A 16,425-nucleotide genomic window follows, 5' to 3' on the forward strand; every position below is an offset into this window, starting at 1 on the left:
GTCCTCGCCGCTCAAAAGTTCAGTCCTGCTCAGCGAAGGTTATCGACCCTGCAGCTGAAGCAACCACTGATGCTGCGATTGGATAACCTCGCTGTAGCGAGGACTGGTAACAGGCACGATCGCAGGGATCGAAGGAAGGGGTGCGGAGTTCTGCTTCTGCTGCATGGGAGCGGGCTTCACAACAACAGGCGTTAGCGGGGGTTGTGGTGGTGCGGTTTTGGGCCCCACCTTGCGAGCTTTGGTTTCAGCGAGCTTTATCAGGGCGTCCCGCTGTTGCTGCTTGCGGCGGTGAAGCACGGCCAGTTGCTGCGCAGGAACAACACTGAGCAGGTGGCCTGGTGTGGCATCCGCTGGATAAACCAGACTCACCTTGACAGCCTTACTTGTGCCAGGAGCCAAATTGAGATCCGTCAGAGCAAGGCTCTCGCCAGAGCGCATGCCGACATGAACCTCCTGAAGGGTCTGATCTTGAACAATCTGCAGCGAACCACGGAAGGCAGTGAACGTTTTCTTTCCGGAAACAACCGGGTGACTGAGCACCAGTTGATGAAGGCCCGCACCTGAAAGGTTGAGTGTCACGTCGTAACGGACACCGTAGGTGCCAACGTTGTTCAAAGCAGAATCCACCATCCGCGTTGTTAGTGGATTGACCTGAATGTCGCTCGTGCCGAAGTGATGCCGCTTCGTACTGGTAAGGGGAACATGGAGTGCCCCCTGACTGAGATCATGGTGGATCTCGGCCTTGTAAGCATCGCCGAGAGCCACTCCAGCCACGCGCGAGAAGACCCTGCCCAGCTGGATTTCACGAATTCGGTTGAGGTAGATCCGTCCAGGCGCCAAGCGACCTGACTCCAGCACCGCAAAGAGATCGGAATCCTGTGCTGATTGCTCAGCTGCGACGACAGCCATGGTGAAAGGACCATTGCTGCGTCCCCTCAACAGACCATTGGCGATGCCACGGGCAGGCAGCACGGTACGTACCACGACCCGTCGACCTCCAGCGGGTATCTCAAGCCGATCGGGCAGTTTGCGGTCTAATTCACCGCGAAGCAGTTGAACGGCAGTGGCATCACCCGGTCCTGTATTCCAAGGACGCTTCCCCAGGGGCTTCACCCCCATCAGGCGATTTGGGTGATACGGCGCCTCAAAACTGTTTTTGACGGAACCACGGTCGAATTGAAGCGTGATTGGCTTCGATCCAGGATTCGTTGCAATCAGAGCCAGGGTCATCAAGCCCCTGGATCGACGTCCACCAAGCTTGGACAGGTCCTGGGGGTAGTACTTGTGATGCATGTGAACGCCGAACTCACCGTTGAAGGAGTAAGCGGCGTTACGAAGCGGCTGGTTGGACTCAGCCGCGATGGCAGATCCAGGCGCTGTGTTCACCAGAATCCCTGGACCAGTAACAATCTCCGGCTGGTTTGAATGCAGAACCGGGACGTTGTTAAACGTCCCTTTTAAGGGGCGTGCACGCTGACCAGCCATCAAGGCGACGTATGCCTCGCCCCTTCCCTGCAATCCAAACTCAAGTCCTGCAAATGAGACGCAGAGCAAGACCAATGCTGGGACTCGTCTGAGACTCATACGACGTGTTGTCGTGGTGTTCGCCTGGACGTCGACACCACAGTGCAGATGTTGTTAATCCACACCGTAGGTCCACCTCCTGCGAGAGCCAACTGATTGAAGAGTCGCATCACGCCTGAAAATCCGTCAGGATCTAAGGGATTGCTTTTGCTGACATGCTTCCTCCTTTCTGCTGCAGCGGCACCACTGATCACGCAACCTTGCGCCGGCATCATCAGGAGCGGAAGCTGTCGATGTTGCGTTTTTGGAGGGATAGTGCTGAACGGCAACTTTCGGCCCTGAACGCCGCCATCAAAACACTCCAGGAACAAATGGAACGCGACACTCAAACCCAGGCTTGATCTTCGTTCAATTGGCTCGCGAGGCTTCTCAGGCCGCGTTTGACGCGTCGTTGAACCGTCATCGCTGAAATCCCGAGTTGTCGCGATGCCTGCCTAAGGCTCATTCCATCGATCACGACCATCTGCAGGACACGTTGTTCATCTGTTCCAATCCTCAGGAACATTGTTCGAACCCTCTTCCACGCTTCTTGACGTGCGACCAATTCGATTCCCTGCGGGGTGTCGTCGACCAGGTCATCGTTGAACTCCACCCAGTGATGCTTGCTGCGGTACTGGTGAACGACCAGAGCATCAGCAGCGTTTAAGCAGCCTTCAGGGTTTCGCAGCATCCTCATGGCCCGTTCCTCAACGGCCCTTGGAAGGCGGATTACACCGACCTTGTCCCGTAGAAAGTGAAGAATGGCTCCCCGGATATGCGGTTTAGCGAAGCTGGGGAATGTTGTTCCTCTCTTGGTTTCGAATCGGTTTGAAGCCTTGATCAGTCCGAGACAGCCCACCTGCAGCAGATCATCTTGATCGAGGCCCGTTTGCAGGGCGTAATGGCGCGCAATGGGACGGACCAGATGCAAGTTTTCCTGAATCTGACGGTTCCGATGCTGGAGGCAGTTCTTGTTCAAAGGATGCGTGTCGATCTCATCTCCAGCCTTGGCAGAGCGGGGTAAGCCCTGGCATCCGTGCCACCACGGAAGTGCCGGGAACCGTCGACAGCCTGTGCCTATCGCTACAAAGTTGGGGCTTGAATACGGCTCTAATGATTTTTGCTACCTCTTGGCCTTGGACAAGCGAGCTTTCTGTGAATCGTTGGTGACCCGTTTGGGTCAAGAGTCGTTTGATGCCACTGCAACGATCACCAGAATTCGTGGCTTTGATGGTGAATGCCCTTCCCAAAGCAATAACTTTTGCTGTGTTGATGCCACAGAAGATCTTTCTGAGTTCAGGGGATTGGTGAATATCAACAAAACTCAGTATTGCTTTATTGCACAAATCAATTCCGACGATCAACATCGTGCACGCTTCATTCCTGCCAACGAATTACTAGAGGACCCCTCAGGTAAGCCCAGAAAAATGCAACCAATCATTCAAGAAATGATCCTGGGCCGCAAGCGTGGTGTGATGCTGATCCCGGAGTGCGAAGACGATGCAGTTGATGTGATTGCCGGTTTGATCGAACAGGGATTTCAAGACCTGGCCTCTGAATACAGGGATTTCATCATCGGCCAGTTGGAGAAAGCAAAGGCCTGAGCCTCTTTGACTCACTCGCCTCAGACCGCTTCAATAACAGCGCGAAGCAGGGCTTCTGGCCCTGATCTCTGAATCCATTCACGATCGGATTCATCGGTACTTAGCAAGGACCCAGCAAAACCGAGGGCATTGACGCTGAAACCGCGAATGCCTTCCGATTTACGCCGAACAATGGCCATCCACTGGCGTGACAACAGAAGGTTGTAGGCACCCCTTGGACAGCTGTCGTTTGACGGGGATCCCAGCCAGAGTTCTCCAGCAAGCGAAAGATAGATCTGGTGGAGCATTTCCCCTGTCAGGGGTGAAGTGAGCGGTGCAACACGGCTACTCCGGAACAGAGGGTCATCCGCCAGGGCCGTTGGACCTGCAGCACAACGTCGGAACCAATCTTGCCGTGCACAAATCGGTTCCCCTGCCGCTCGAGGTAACAACTGCAGGTGCCGATGCGGCTGACTGGCGCCAGCATTGGGACCGCTATTGAAAAACCACAATCCAGTGGTTGTTGCATCGACTAAGGCGAGGGCACGCCAATCGTCAAGGGACAACCAACCTGTTTGGGGTTGCCAGGTCTGGGTAATCAGCAGCATGTGGGCGGACTGAACCGGATATTTGTTCAAAATCACCACGTGCGAATCCCCGATCTGTTCCACCTCCAGACGTTGATCCCAGGGGAGGAAGGGATTCGGCTTGGGGCCTGCGGCTCGCAAGTGTTTTGGTGTTGCGCTAAGGAGATGGCGTAGCTCAAAGCTGGTGCCTCCCTCGCCCATCAGGTGCGTTAGCGAGGTCTTGAGCGGAACCAACGCTCCCGATGCTTTCGCCTCAGCCGCAACGGCATTCGCTTGACGTAGCAGTTCACTGGTCATGCCGTTTCAACCGTGCCAGCGAGGCTCCTGCGTAGTACCTGCCAAGAATTACATTGAAGGAGAGTCCTTGACGGGCGAGTTGCTGTGCCCCGGTTTGACTCATGCTTGCGCCGAGATGGCCATGGGCTTCAGCACTGACTTGCTCATTTGATGCATACAGGCTTTCCACAATGCCACCTGCGTAACTGAGGATGATCCCTCGGGTCTCCCAGGTAGCTGATCGACTGGCCTGGGTGGTGCTTGTCTCACCCGAGTACACCTGCCAGCGCGTCGTGTCGCCCAGGTGATAGGCCGTTGTCGCTGGTCTTGCAAGGTGCGCCAGGGCATAGGAGCGTGCTGCCACAGCTTGTGCCTTCAAGGCCTCTTGGTGCCAGTTGCTGGGCATTTCTGCACCGACGACCGAGGCCACATATGTTTCTAAATCCAGGGAAATCACGGCGAGCCAATCACGTTGGCCTTTGAGCAGAGATACATCCCCCAGATAGCGCTGTTGATTGATCTGAACGTGCCCTCCGGAGCAGTGAATCTCCTGTTGGGTGGATGAAGCGATTGTGCTGCCCAACTGCTGTGCAGGGATCACAGAGCCCGCATGGTTACGACACAGGACGTCGCGACCCGGCCAGAAAGCTGTGACCGGCGTCTGGCTGACCAGACCAACACGGATATCAAGTGGAACGGCTTCAGCCCCTATTGGCACCTTGGGAACGACGTTTTTAGGTGTTTGAACGGCCGCCGTTCTGGATGGGGCTGCGCCAGCATCGATCGACTCATTCTCGAGCAGCTCAAGCAGGCTGAGAGGCCTCTGGTCGGCTTGTTGAGGGAGAGGAGGTCGTGCAAGCCAGCCCACCAAGGCGGTCATGAGCAGAGTTCCGAGCGCTGCAGGGGGCCAGTAACGACTGCGATTCGCCACCAAAGTTGCTCGACTGAGCTTGCAGCCGATGATGCCCGATTTCCGTTAGACGGTCTCCACTCCGCAGCAAGATCACATGGTCGAAGCGTCCTCGACCGACTGGGTTGGCCTGGCCTTGGTGGTCGGTCCTGGCGGCATCGGTTCGGCGGTCGCGGCGGAACTGAGGCGGTCCTGTCCTGGCCTCAAGCTTCTGACCGCTGGACGTCATGGTCCATCAGCCTGCTCACTGCGTTTTGACATCGAAAACGACAGCGATCTGGACGGTCTGGCCGCAACGCTGCGTACACAGACGCTGCCCCTACGGTTGGTCTTCAACTGCACCGGCCGTCTACACGGACCTGAGCTTCATCCAGAAAAACGTCTTCAACAGGTCGACCGCTCCCAGTTGGAGGAGCAATTCCGAATCAATGCCATTGCTCCGATCCTCCTGGCCAAAGCGATTGAACCTCTACTGGAGCGGGATCAACCATTCCATTTCGCCAGCCTGAGTGCCCGGGTGGGCAGCATTGGTGATAACCGCAGTGGTGGCTGGTACGGCTACAGGGCTGCTAAGGCGGCGCAGAACCAGCTTCTGCGCTCTCTGAGCATTGAATGGGCCCGCCGTTGGCCCCTTGCCACGGTCAGCCTGTTGCATCCGGGCACAACGGACACAGCGTTGTCTCGTCCGTTCCAGAGCTTTGTCGCACCCGAGAAGTTGTTCACACCCGAACGGGCTGCCCGGCAGTTGGTGGAGGTGATGCTTCAACAGACCCCAGCCCAGTCAGGACGTTTTCTCGCTTGGGATGGTCAGTCGATCGACTGGTGAGCATGCTGCTTCAGCTGTTCGAGACTGACCACGTTCAGTGCCGTGTCTTCTGTCGCCTCTAACCGGACAAGGGGCGCAACGCCGTCTTCGTAGGCCTGTTTCCATCGCGGTGCACAAACACACCAGTGATCCCCAGGTTTCAACCCGGGGAATTGAAACGCTGGCACTGGGGTTATCAGGTCATTGCCCTGGGCCTTGCTGTAAAGGAGAAACTGTTCGGTCATCACACAGCAGATGCTGTGCTGGCCGTGATCCGTTGGATCGGTTTGGCAGAGACCATTGCGATACCAGCCCGTCATCGGCTCGCAACTGCAACTCTGCAGCGGTTCCCCGAGAACGTTGCTGGCCGGTGAAAATTCGGGGCTATTGCTGGACATCTGACTGATGGAGAGAAGGGGAGTCTGCCCAAGGACTGGCACATTTTGACTCCAGACGGTTGACGAACCCCTGGGGGAGCGGGTTAAAGGTCTTTCAGTCATGTCCACTCGATGGATTGGGAGTTCACTGAAGACGCTGCGTTTCTGGCGCTCTGCGATGCATTTCGCGAGAGCGGCGAAAGCTCACCGATCGAGTTCCTTGCCAATGGAGAGGGAGCCTTTCATTTCCAGGACCTGGCCCAAAACGCCGCAGGGGAAGGCCTTGATCTGAGTGAGTCCAGCGCCCTGGACACGTTTCAGCAGGAGGTGATCGACACCATGGAGAAGCTCTGCCAGGACTGACTCAGGCAGAGGCAGTCTCTGCTTCAGTGCGGAATCATCCGTAGAAGAAGGCGATCTCTTTGTCCTTCAGACCCTCCCATCCGGCCTCCTGCAGCCTCTGATTGAGAGTCTCCTGGTCGAAATGCTTGGCTCCGGTCTTGACCACCCGGTTGCGCATCGACTTAACAACACCACTTCGAGCACGCTGACTCTCAAGATCCATCACCTGGTTGTAGAGAGCGAGCATTGCTTCGGGAATTGGACTTCCATCCAGATCAACACCCGCCTTGATGGCGGCATCAACACCATCAGGTCCGGCAATGGCCATGGTGAACAAAACAGGGCGACTCAGGTTATGGGACGTCCTGCTTGGCTCAGGCGCTGAAGTACCGAGCTTGCGAATGAAGAGCTACGAGTGCTGTGGTGCTCTGCTCCGGTTCGAGCTGGTCGCTGGCGTCCATCGTGAGGCCGATCCGTTCGGCATCAAGCCACTCCAACTGTTGCCTGGAATCGGCCACATTGGGGCATGCGGGATATCCGAAGGAATAGCGACTTCCGCGATAACGCTGAGCCAGAACATCCCGCAGAACCATGCCGTCGGGATCAGCAAAGCCGAGTTCCGCGCGCATCCGCGCGTGCACCCACTCCGCCATCGCCTCAGCCATCTGAACGGCAAGACCATGGAAGTACAGGTAGTCGCTGTAGCGATCACCCTTGAACAAGTCCTGCGCCACAACTGACGCCTTCTGTCCCATGGTCACGGCCTGCATGGGCAGCACGTCGGTGGGGCGTCCATCAGAGTCCAGGTCATTGAAGAAATCGGCGATGCAGTAGCGGTTGCCGGAGCGTTGACGGGGCAGATCAAATCGGCCTAGTTCCCTTGTGCCATCGGCATCGAACACCCTGAGGCTGTTCCCATCGCGCCCCACAGGGAAGTAGCCGTAAACCGCCCGCGGGGTCAAGAGTGACTCATCGATGCAGCGCTGCATCCACTCCTGCAACACCGGCTCCGCCTTCTCAGCCAGCATCGCCTCGTAATCGTCCCGGCTCTGCTCCTTCGTTTTGCGAAGCATCCATTGACCGGCGAACAGGGCATTGCGGTCGAGGTAGTCAAAGACCTCGGCAATGTCGATGTCGTCTTCGGTGATCACAGCAGACCCCAGGAAGGGCGGCTTCGGTGCGGCTTCAGCGGGGACAGCCTCAGATCGATCTGAGGTGACGGGAGGCAAATCCGCTGCTGGAGCATCCGTAGTGGAGGCGGAAGGCTCGACAGCCTCCTCAGAGAGTTTCGATTCTTCATCCAAGCCAACGCCCTGAGGTGCGTCTGCCAGGAATCCCTTGGAGTTGGTCCAGTTGTCGTTCCGCTTGGCATCCATCAACGCGTCCATAAAGCGCAGATCAGCGAAGGCATCTCGTCCGTAGATCACCTTGCCGTCGTAAACCTCGCGGCAATCCTTCTGAACAAAGCGTGGCGTCAGCGCCGCACCGCCAAGGATCACAGGAACATCGATTTCTGCATCATTGAAAGCCTGGAGGTTGTCCTTCATGAAGGCCGTGGACTTCACCAGCAGTCCGCTCATAGCGATGCAATCGGCCTGGTGCTCGCGCTGGGCTTCAACGATGGCTTCACAGCTCTGCTTGATCCCCAGGTTGATCACCTCATAGCCGTTGTTGGTGAGGATGATGTCGACAAGGTTCTTGCCGATGTCGTGGACATCGCCTTTCACCGTGGCGATCAGAAACTTGCCCTTGCTGGTGCTCTCCCCTTCGATCTGCTCCATGTACGGCTCCAGATGAGCCACTGCGGATTTCATCGTCTCGGCGCTTTGCAGCACGAAGGGAAGCTGCATCTGGCCACTGCCAAACAGCTCACCCACCACCTTCATGCCATCAAGCAGGAAGGTGTTGATGATCTGCAGGGGGGGATAGGTCTGCAGCGCCTCATTGAGAGACGGTTCCAGGCCGATGCGTTCCCCATCAATAATGTGTTGCTTCAGCCGTTCCTCGATTGGGAGATCCGCCAATGAGGGGCCTGACGCCCGGGCTTCTTTGGTGCTGACGCCTTCAAACAGCGTGGTGAGCTCGGTGAGCGGGTCGTAAACGCAGATGCCGTCGTCAAAGCGCCGGTTGTCGTTGATCAGATCACGACAGACTTTCTGGTGGTCTTCGCTGATCTTGATCAGAGGAAGAATCTTGGCGGGGCTGACGATGGCCGCATCCATGCCGGCTTGGCAGCAGTCGTGCAGGAACACCGAGTTGAGGGTGATCCGTGCCGCCGGTGACAGGCCGAAACTCACATTGCTGACCCCCAGCACCACGTGAACGCCTGGGAGGTTCTCCCGGATCATTCGAATGGAATCGACGGTCGCCCGGCCATTCAGGCGATCTTCCTCAATGCCAGTGGAGATGGGCAGCGCCAGAGGGTCGTAGAAGATCTCGTGGGCCGGAATGCCGAATTCAAGGGCGTCGCGATAGGCCCGTTGGGCGATCGCGAACTTCTTCTCAGCCGTTCTGGCCATTCCGTCTTCATCGATCGTGCCGACGACCACGGCAGCGCCGTAGCGCCGGGCCAGTTCAAGCACCTTGAAGAAGCGCTCATCGCCGTCTTCGTAGTTGGTGGAATTGAGGATGCATTTACCACCAGCCACCTTCAGGCCAGCCTCCATCTTCTGCCACTCAGTGGAGTCGAGCATCAGGGGAAGGTTGACGTTGGTGACCAGACGACTCACCAGCGCATGCATGTCCCGTTCGCCATCGCGACCGACGTAGTCGACGTTGACATCGAGCACGTGGGCGTTCTCCTTCACCTGGCCGCGGGCCACCGACACCAAACCGTCCCAGTCCTCCTCCGCCAGCAGTTCACGCACCTTGCGGCTGCCGCTGGCATTGAGCCGTTCGCCAATGATCAGAAAAGAGTTGTCCTGGTAATACGGCGTGACGCCGTAAATCGATGATGCGGCCGGTTCATAGTTGAGGCTGGGGCGAACGTCCTCAGCCGTGGCGCAGTGCCAGCGGGAGGGGCGTTCCGCTGGCTTGAGCTCCTGAGCAAGTTCTGCCAGGCTGCCGATGTGGGCGGGAGTGGTGCCGCAGCAGCCACCGATCACCTGCACCCCGAGATCTTCAACGAAGTGCATCAACTGCATCTTCAACTCCACCGGGGTCAGGCGGTAATGAGCCACACCACCAATGTTTTCCGGAAGACCAGCATTGGGAATACAGCTGACGGTGAAGGGGGAATGCTCCGAGAGGTAGCGAATGTGCTCCTTCATCTGCTCGGGCCCGGTGGCGCAGTTCAGACCGAGGATGTCGATTGGGAAGGGCTCCAGGATCGACACCACCGCTGCGATGTCCGTGCCGACGAGCATGGTCCCAGTGGTTTCCATGGTCACCGACACCATCAGCGCCCGCCGCTCACCGGTGGCCTCAAATGCCTCTTCAATGCCCTGCAGAGCTGCCTTGATCTGCAGCACGTCTTGACACGTCTCAACAATGAACAGGTCGACGTTGCCGGCAATCAGGCCCTCGGCTTGCTCGCGGAACGAGGCCCGCATCGTGTCGAAGTCGATGTGGCCCAGGGTGGGCAACTTGGTGGTTGGTCCCATGGACCCAGCCACAAATCGGGGTTTGTCAGAGGTGCTGAATTCATCGGCGATCTCCCGGGCCAGCTCCGCCGCCCGTTTGTTCAGCTCAAAAGCCTTGTCCTCAAGGCCGTACTCCGCCAGAACGATTGAGGCAGCACCAAAGGTGTCGGTCTCGATGACATCGCAGCCCACCTCCAGGAACTTGCGGTGCACAGCCTTGACCGCGTCCGGTTTGGTGACGGCGAGGTTTTCATTGCAACCCTCCAGGTCTGGCCCACCGAAATCGTCAGCCGTGAGACCAAGGTCCTGAAGGCTGGTGCCGGTTGCACCGTCGAACACCAGAACAGGCCTGTCGGGACCGTGCAGATGGTCCAGGAAGCGGGAGGTGGTGAGTTGCCGGGTTGCCTGCGCCACCACCATTCCGTTCACTCCCGGGAAGACAGCTAATCCTAGGAAAAGCTCAGGACGAACTTCAGGCGATCGGAATACGGGTCACCCAGTGCTCATAGGCGGGGTCCCGACCTTCGGTGATGGCCACAAGCTTGGTCTTCAAAGCATTCATCACGGGACGCTCGGCGTTCAGAACCGTGGATTCGATCTGCCGAATCGGCGTCACCTTGGCGGCCGTGCCTGACAGAAACACTTCATCGGCGATGAACAACTCGGTTTTGTCGACAGGCCGCTCGATCACAGGGATCTCCATCGCTTTCGCCAGCTCAATCACGCTGGCGCGGGTGATCCCCTCGAGGATGTCCTGATCGACCCCAGGCGTAATCAGTTGGCCATCGCGCACCAGGAAAAGATTCATGCCGCTGGCTTCGCTGATCTTGCCGCGGCTGTTCAGCAGCAGGGCCTCGTCGAAACCGCTCTGTACGGCTTCCGTCTTGGCTAGCGAACTGGTGATGTAAGCGCCGGAGATTTTGCCGCGCAACGGCAGCGAGCGATCCTCCTGGCGGGTCCAGCTGCTGATCCTGCAGCTCACCCCTTCCGGGGAGAGGTAATCCCCCAGGGGGAGTCCGTAGATCAGGAAATCGGTCTCAATGTTGTGCAGTCGCGGAGCGATGCCCAGATCACTGGTGTAAACGAAGGGCCTCAGATAGATCGGCTGGTCAGGCTTGTTGGCCCTCAGCATGGCGGTGAGTGCGGAGAGGATTGTCTCCTCACTCAGATCAGTCAGCAGCAACCTGGCGCTCTGGCTCAAGCGGCGTGCGTGCCGATCAGCGCGAAACAACAGCATCGTGTCGCTGTTCTGCGGATCGGGAATGGCCCGCATCCCGCCGAACGCTCCGGTGCCGTAGTGCAGGGCGTGGGTGGCGATGGAGATCCTGGCCTCCTCGAAGGGAACGCACTGGCCCTGGAACCAGGCATAGGGCAGGAACTGATGCATCACCTTGATGAATCCGATCGCTGAATCTTCTCACCACCGGGCACCACGAGACGGAGAATGGAGCCATGCATCGTCTTGCCACCTGTCCGGGTCTGGACCCACCCGAAGACGTGGTGCTCGTCGAGCAGCCAGGCGCAGATGTGCTGTTCTTGACCAGCGCCGGCACAGATATCAGTTGCCTCGACGCCTGCCTTCCACTCACTCCGGCCTGGAACGAGCGGATCCGCGCGTTGCCCCTGAGTTGTCTCGAACACCCAGCTCAGCTGGACCACTACCTCAACACCACTGCCCAGGCGGCTCGGTTGATTGTGGTTCGACTGCTGGGAAGCCGTGGGCACTGGAGCTACGGGTTCGAGCAGCTGCAGCGATGGTGCAGTGATGCACCGCAACGGGAATTGATCGTCCTGGCCGGAACCGCCGACCAAAGCAACGAACTCCATGGACTTGGCTCCTGCAGCCCTGAACTAGCTGATCAGCTGTCGGCACTACTGCGGGAGGGAGGTATCGAGAACATGGGCCAACTGCTGCGATGCCTCGAGGCCCTGCTTGACGGCAGCCCACCGTCCCCAAAGAGCATTGCGGTGGTGCCATGCCCTGACCCCATGCCCTGGGATTGGCGGGATGAATCCGGTGCCACGGTGGGAGTGGTGCTTTACCGAGCCCAGTTTCAAGCAGGTGATCTGGCCCTGGCGGATGCCTTGAATGACGCCCTGCGGAGGCAGGGACTGCGACCCTGTCTGCTCTGGGTCAGCAGCTTGCGAGACCCCGCAGTCCAGGCCGGAGTGCATGACCTGCTCCTGCAGCAACGGGCAGAGCTCGTCATCGCAGGCACGTCTTTTGCCTCGGTCCAGGCGGAACAAGCCGGCTTGGGCAGTCCGCTCTGGGATCGCCTGGATCGACCGGTGTTGCAGCTGCTCAGCAGCAGCCGCAGCCGCGCCCAGTGGCTGGAGAGCAGCCAAGGGCTCAATCCGATGGATCTTTCGCTGCAGGTGGTGATGCCGGAACTGGATGCGCGGATCACCACGCGCCCGTGCGCTTTTCGTGACCACCGGAAGGCCACCGGACCTCTAGCCACAGCCATTCCCTGCCTAGAGCCGGATTCAAGGGGGATTGGATGGCTTGCAGAGCACAGCCGCCGCTGGATCGAGCTGCGCCAGACGCCATGCGCTGACCGTCGTATCGCCATGGTTCTGGCCAACTATCCCGTCCGGGATGGCCGTGTTGCCAATGGCGTCGGTCTCGACACACCTGACAGCACGTGGCGGATGCTCACCTGGCTAGCGGAAGCGGGCTATGGCCTCGGGACGGAGTCTTTGCCAAGCACGGGCGATGACTTGATGCAACAGCTGCTGGCCGGACGGACCAATGCACCGGAGGGGCAGAACCGACCGCCGCTGGATCATCTTCCCCTTGCCATCTATTTGGACTGGTGGAGCACAATTCCTGAGCCGGCACGACGCTTGATCGCATCCCGATGGGGACCTCCGGAGAGCGCCTGCGATCTGGACGGAAGCAAGGGTTTTGCGATTCACGGGCTGCGCTTCGGTCACGTGCTGGTGTTGATCCAACCGGATCGTGGTTACGACGCTGATCAGATCGCTGATCTTCATTCACCAGATCTTCCACCACCGCACCGTTATCTGGCCCAATACCTCTGGCTACGCCAGGTGCATCAGACCCAGGTGATGTTGCATGTGGGAAAACACGGCAGTGCCGAATGGTTGCCGGGCAAATCGGTGGGACTGAGCGAGAGCTGCGGCCCCGGTCTTGCCCTCGGTCCCATCCCCCACCTCTATCCCTTCATCGTCAACGACCCCGGAGAAGGCTCCCAGGCCAAACGACGTGGTCACGCCGTCGTTCTGGACCACCTCACACCTCCTCTCGGCCGTGCTGGGCTGCATGGACCATTGCAGCGCTTAGAAGGGCTTCTCGATGAACTGGTGGAGGTTCGTCAGCTCGGGGGTGAACGAGCGCGGGTGCTGGAACAGTCGGTTCATGCCACCTTGCTGACCCTCAACTGGCCTGGAATTCCCAGCGGGGAGGAGCTTCGACGTCAACCGGAACTCCTGGAGACCTGCCTGGATCAGGCAGAGACCTATCTCTGCGAACTGAAGGAATCGCAGATCCGCACCGGGCTGCATCGGTTCGGCGTCGCTCCTTCTGCCGCCGCAGCCGATGAACTGCTGATCGCACTCGCCCGCCCGCCCCGGCAAGGGCAGCCAGGGTTGCTGCAGGCCATGGCCCAGCAAGCGAGCCTGGCGTTCGACCCCTGGCAACAGGATGAAGGTGAGCGGCTGTCTGAGACGGACCAGAACCGGCTAAGCAGGCTGGGCGGCTCGGATTGCCGTCGGGTCGGAGATGGCTGTGACTGGCTTGAGCAGCAGGCGCTTCTGTTGATTCGACAGGTTGTCCACGGAGAACGAAGCGACGGGCTGGCCGAACCCTTCCAGAACTGGGACCCGGATGATCGCTGCCTGTTCAACCTCCGCAACGAGCTCTGGCCCCGCTTGAACGGTTGTGCCGGGGCCGAAAAATCGGCCTTCTTGCGGGGCATTCAAGGCCAGCGCATTGCAGCGGGACCCTCAGGAGCTCCGAGTCGTGGACGTCCCGATGTGCTTCCCACGGGCCGAAATTTTTATTCGGTCGACCTACGGGGTTTGCCCACGGAAGCGGCCTGGGATCTCGGGCGTCGGTCAGCGGAGCAGCTGCTGGACCTTCATCTGCTGGAGCAAGGGGAGCCATTGCGCCATATGGCTTTATCGGTCTGGGGAACTGCCACGATGCGCAATGGCGGAGAAGACATCGCCCAACTGCTGGCCCTGATCGGTGTTCGGCCGGTCTGGGATGGCCCCACCCGGCGGTTGGTGGATCTCGAGGTCATTCCGGCTCGATTGCTGGGTCGACCGCGAGTGGATGTGGTGCTGCGCATCTCTGGACTGTTCCGCGATGCCTTTCCCCAGTTGGTGGGCTGGGTGCATCAGGCCCAGTCGATGGTCGCAGTGCTCGATGAACCGGACTCAGTCAATCCGCTGGCGGGTCTGACCCGTGAAGGGGGACCCCAGGGCCGCATCTATGGATCAGCCCCAGGTGCCTATGGAGCCGGTCTTCAGGCCCTAATCGACAGTGGCAGCTGGGAGTCACGCTCAGATCTCGCGCAGGCTTTCCTCAGCTGGAGTCAGTGGTCCTATGACGGCTCCGACGCTCCCAGCCTTGATCGCTCCGGACTCGAGCAGGCACTGGGCAGGGTGCAGGTGGTTCTGCACAACCAGGACAACCGCGAGCATGATCTGCTCGATTCAGACGACTATTACCAGTTCCAGGGTGGGCTGAGTGCAGCCGTGGAAGAGGTGTCCGGGGCGCGTCCGCAGCTGTGGTTTGGGGATCACTCACGCCATGAACGGCCTCGGATGCACCATCTCGAGAAAGAAATCGACAAAGTGATGCGCAGCCGGATGCTCAATCCCCGCTGGATCGAGGGAATGATGCAACACGGCTACAAGGGGGCCTTCGAGATGGGGGCCAGTCTTGATTACCTGTTCGCCTATGACGCCTCCACCGATCGTGTACCCGATTGGTGTTACGGAGCACTCTGTGATCAGTGGTTGAACCAGCCCAGGATCCAGGAGTTCCTAAGCACCAGCAATCCCTGGGTGCTTAGGGATATGGGGGAACGACTTTTGGAAGCCTCGAATCGAGGCCTCTGGGGTACCGCAACTGCTGAACAGTTGCAGCTGCTGCAACGGCTGGTGAACAGCAGCGAAGCCAAGATTGAACGGGGCAGCCCTATTTGTTGAGATCGCGGACCATCTGACGGAAGGGATCGATCGATCCAGGCTTGGAGGATGGTGCAGCGGAGCCAACCTTGGCCGTCGGTTCCGCCGGGGCCTTCAGCTCTTCCTTGCGACCGACAGGAGCTGCATCAGCCGCTGCAGGGGTATTAACCCCGGTGATGGCCGTGCCCTTGAGGCGCTGGCTCATCTCCTTCGTGCTCACCTGTTCAGCAAAGGTTTTCTTCACCGGCTTGGGAATGCCGGCTGTGATGTTGACGGATTCTTCCTTCTTGACAGCCCCGCCAAGGCCTTCGCTGCGCTTCTCAAGCTTCTCGGTTTCGGCAGCCACCTCCATGATCTGTTCCTTCGTTCCGGGGCTGGCAGCCGTGCCGGGGAAGGTGCGGCGAATCGTTTTCGACTCGCGCATGTAGTTCACATCCCCCAGTGAGGATGAGGAATCTGCATCGAGGAAGAACTCCGCCGGCTTCTCCTTCGCTGGCTTGCGAGGCTCAATCGAGGAGTCGGACTCTGCGGAATCCTTTTTCAGCAGACGATCCAAGAAGCCCATGTCGACCGGAACTGAGATGGTCCGAACTTAGCGGCCACGAAGGTCAATTCCATGGGTATCAGTGCCACACGTACGCAAAAGGCCAAGGTTGCCGAGCTGACGATCGATGGAGTCGCAGATCAACGGGCTGGCAGACCAGGTCGTTTGCATGTCGTAGTCGTACCAGGCCTCACCCCCATCGAAACCCAGCCGAGCCGCCTCGTTGATCAGAACGTCATGGTCAAGGCGATACCGGGCGGGATGAGCAAGGATCGCCAATCCGCCGGCGGCATGAATGGCCTTGACCACCGCCTCGGCACGCAACGGTTCTCCAACGACGGCATCACCGCGGTTGTAAGGCTGAAGTGCTGGGTGGTGCAGCTCAAAGCCGAGGGCCAGCACATGCACAAGGCATCCCTTCAGCAATGCACTGATTTCCATCCCGCTCCAGACCATGGGACACACAGCACCGGCGCCGCGTTGCTGATCTAACCAGGCACGGATCTCCCTGTGGGCCTGGGAGCTGTGGTGATCCGTCACCGCCAGGTGCTGGAGCCCCAGCTCGGTGGCCTGTTGGATGAGCTCGAGCGGTTCGAGGCTTCCGTCACTGCAGACGGTGTGGCAGTGAAAGTTGTGCGTGGTGGGGCAGCTCGACGGTCCCACCTGCTCGAGGACGGCCTTGAGGGGGTGGGTCATC

General features: G+C 59.0%; 15 protein-coding genes. 5 read left to right on the plus strand and 10 right to left on the minus strand.

Annotation, left to right across the window (positions count from 1 at the left end; all coding sequences use genetic code 11):
* Positions 1–39: 39 nt before the first annotated feature.
* Positions 40–1,584, minus strand: coding sequence for a DUF3370 family protein (locus FZZ88_RS08540; RefSeq protein WP_166016544.1), 1,545 nt, complete (start codon positions 1,582–1,584; stop codon positions 40–42).
* A 155-nt stretch (positions 1,585–1,739) separates the two neighbouring features.
* On the opposite strand from FZZ88_RS08540, the gene FZZ88_RS08545 reads away from it, so the two are divergent.
* Entirely contained in the window at positions 1,740–1,925 is a 186-nt protein-coding gene (locus FZZ88_RS08545; RefSeq protein WP_226423614.1) for a hypothetical protein, read from the plus strand.
* On the opposite strand, the gene FZZ88_RS08550 is transcribed toward FZZ88_RS08545, so the two are convergent.
* Positions 1,910–2,542: a sigma-70 family RNA polymerase sigma factor gene (locus FZZ88_RS08550; RefSeq protein WP_226423615.1), complete on the minus strand. Its 633-nt coding sequence runs from the start codon at positions 2,540–2,542 to the stop codon at positions 1,910–1,912. The two genes, FZZ88_RS08545 and FZZ88_RS08550, sit on opposite strands and share 16 nt — an antisense overlap.
* A 94-nt stretch (positions 2,543–2,636) precedes the next feature.
* Here FZZ88_RS08550 and FZZ88_RS08555 point away from each other — a divergent pair, with 94 nt between their 5' ends.
* Complete coding sequence (locus FZZ88_RS08555; RefSeq protein WP_166016546.1) at positions 2,637–3,167, plus strand: hypothetical protein; 531 nt, start codon at positions 2,637–2,639, stop codon at positions 3,165–3,167.
* Positions 3,168–3,187: 20 nt separating this feature from the next.
* On the opposite strand, the gene FZZ88_RS08560 is transcribed toward FZZ88_RS08555, so the two are convergent.
* Both FZZ88_RS08560 and FZZ88_RS08565 read right to left on the minus strand, forming a co-directional pair.
* Positions 3,188–4,030, minus strand: coding sequence for a DUF4922 domain-containing protein (locus FZZ88_RS08560; RefSeq protein ID WP_166016547.1), 843 nt, complete (start codon positions 4,028–4,030; stop codon positions 3,188–3,190).
* Positions 4,020–4,940 (minus strand): SpoIID/LytB domain-containing protein, encoded by a 921-nt coding sequence (locus FZZ88_RS08565; protein WP_226423616.1) that lies wholly within the window; start codon positions 4,938–4,940, stop codon positions 4,020–4,022. The genes FZZ88_RS08560 and FZZ88_RS08565 overlap by 11 nt, the downstream gene beginning before the upstream one ends.
* Positions 4,941–5,016: 76 nt before the next feature.
* On the opposite strand from FZZ88_RS08565, the gene FZZ88_RS08570 reads away from it, so the two are divergent.
* On the plus strand, positions 5,017–5,745 hold the full coding sequence (locus FZZ88_RS08570) for an SDR family NAD(P)-dependent oxidoreductase (RefSeq protein WP_166016548.1): 729 nt from the start codon (positions 5,017–5,019) through the stop codon (positions 5,743–5,745).
* Here FZZ88_RS08570 and FZZ88_RS08575 read toward each other — a convergent pair.
* Positions 5,727–6,122 (minus strand): DUF2237 family protein, encoded by a 396-nt coding sequence (locus tag FZZ88_RS08575; RefSeq protein WP_166016549.1) that lies wholly within the window; start codon positions 6,120–6,122, stop codon positions 5,727–5,729. The genes FZZ88_RS08570 and FZZ88_RS08575 overlap by 19 nt on opposite strands.
* A 111-nt stretch (positions 6,123–6,233) precedes the next feature.
* On the opposite strand from FZZ88_RS08575, the gene FZZ88_RS08580 reads away from it, so the two are divergent.
* Complete coding sequence (locus tag FZZ88_RS08580; RefSeq protein ID WP_166016550.1) at positions 6,234–6,464, plus strand: hypothetical protein; 231 nt, start codon at positions 6,234–6,236, stop codon at positions 6,462–6,464.
* Between the two features lie 34 nt (positions 6,465–6,498).
* On the opposite strand, the gene FZZ88_RS08585 is transcribed toward FZZ88_RS08580, so the two are convergent.
* From FZZ88_RS08585 to FZZ88_RS08595, 3 genes are read right to left on the minus strand one after another with little or no spacing between them, the layout of a single operon-like run.
* On the minus strand, positions 6,499–6,771 hold the full coding sequence (locus FZZ88_RS08585; protein ID WP_115023072.1) for a DUF4090 family protein: 273 nt from the start codon (positions 6,769–6,771) through the stop codon (positions 6,499–6,501).
* Between the two features lie 46 nt (positions 6,772–6,817).
* Positions 6,818–10,444: a methionine synthase gene (gene metH, locus FZZ88_RS08590; RefSeq protein ID WP_166016551.1), complete on the minus strand. Its 3,627-nt coding sequence runs from the start codon at positions 10,442–10,444 to the stop codon at positions 6,818–6,820.
* A gap of 52 nt (positions 10,445–10,496) precedes the next feature.
* Positions 10,497–11,411, minus strand: coding sequence for a branched-chain amino acid transaminase (locus FZZ88_RS08595; RefSeq protein ID WP_115023068.1), 915 nt, complete (start codon positions 11,409–11,411; stop codon positions 10,497–10,499).
* Between the two features lie 65 nt (positions 11,412–11,476).
* On the opposite strand from FZZ88_RS08595, the gene cobN reads away from it, so the two are divergent.
* Positions 11,477–15,205 (plus strand): cobaltochelatase subunit CobN, encoded by a 3,729-nt coding sequence (gene cobN / locus FZZ88_RS08600; RefSeq protein ID WP_166016552.1) that lies wholly within the window; start codon positions 11,477–11,479, stop codon positions 15,203–15,205.
* Here cobN and FZZ88_RS08605 read toward each other — a convergent pair.
* Positions 15,195–15,749, minus strand: a complete 555-nt coding sequence (locus FZZ88_RS08605; RefSeq protein ID WP_166016553.1) for a hypothetical protein — start codon at positions 15,747–15,749, stop codon at positions 15,195–15,197. The two genes, cobN and FZZ88_RS08605, sit on opposite strands and share 11 nt — an antisense overlap.
* 27 nt (positions 15,750–15,776) lie before the next feature.
* The gene (locus tag FZZ88_RS08610; RefSeq protein ID WP_166016554.1) at positions 15,777–16,424 is read right to left on the minus strand and encodes a PHP domain-containing protein; all 648 of its coding nucleotides are present in this window, start codon (positions 16,422–16,424) and stop codon (positions 15,777–15,779) included.
* Position 16,425: the final 1 nt, after the last annotated feature.

It is taken from the genome of Synechococcus sp. PH41509 (assembly GCF_020514285.1).
GTDB lineage: Bacteria > Cyanobacteriota > Cyanobacteriia > PCC-6307 > Cyanobiaceae > Parasynechococcus.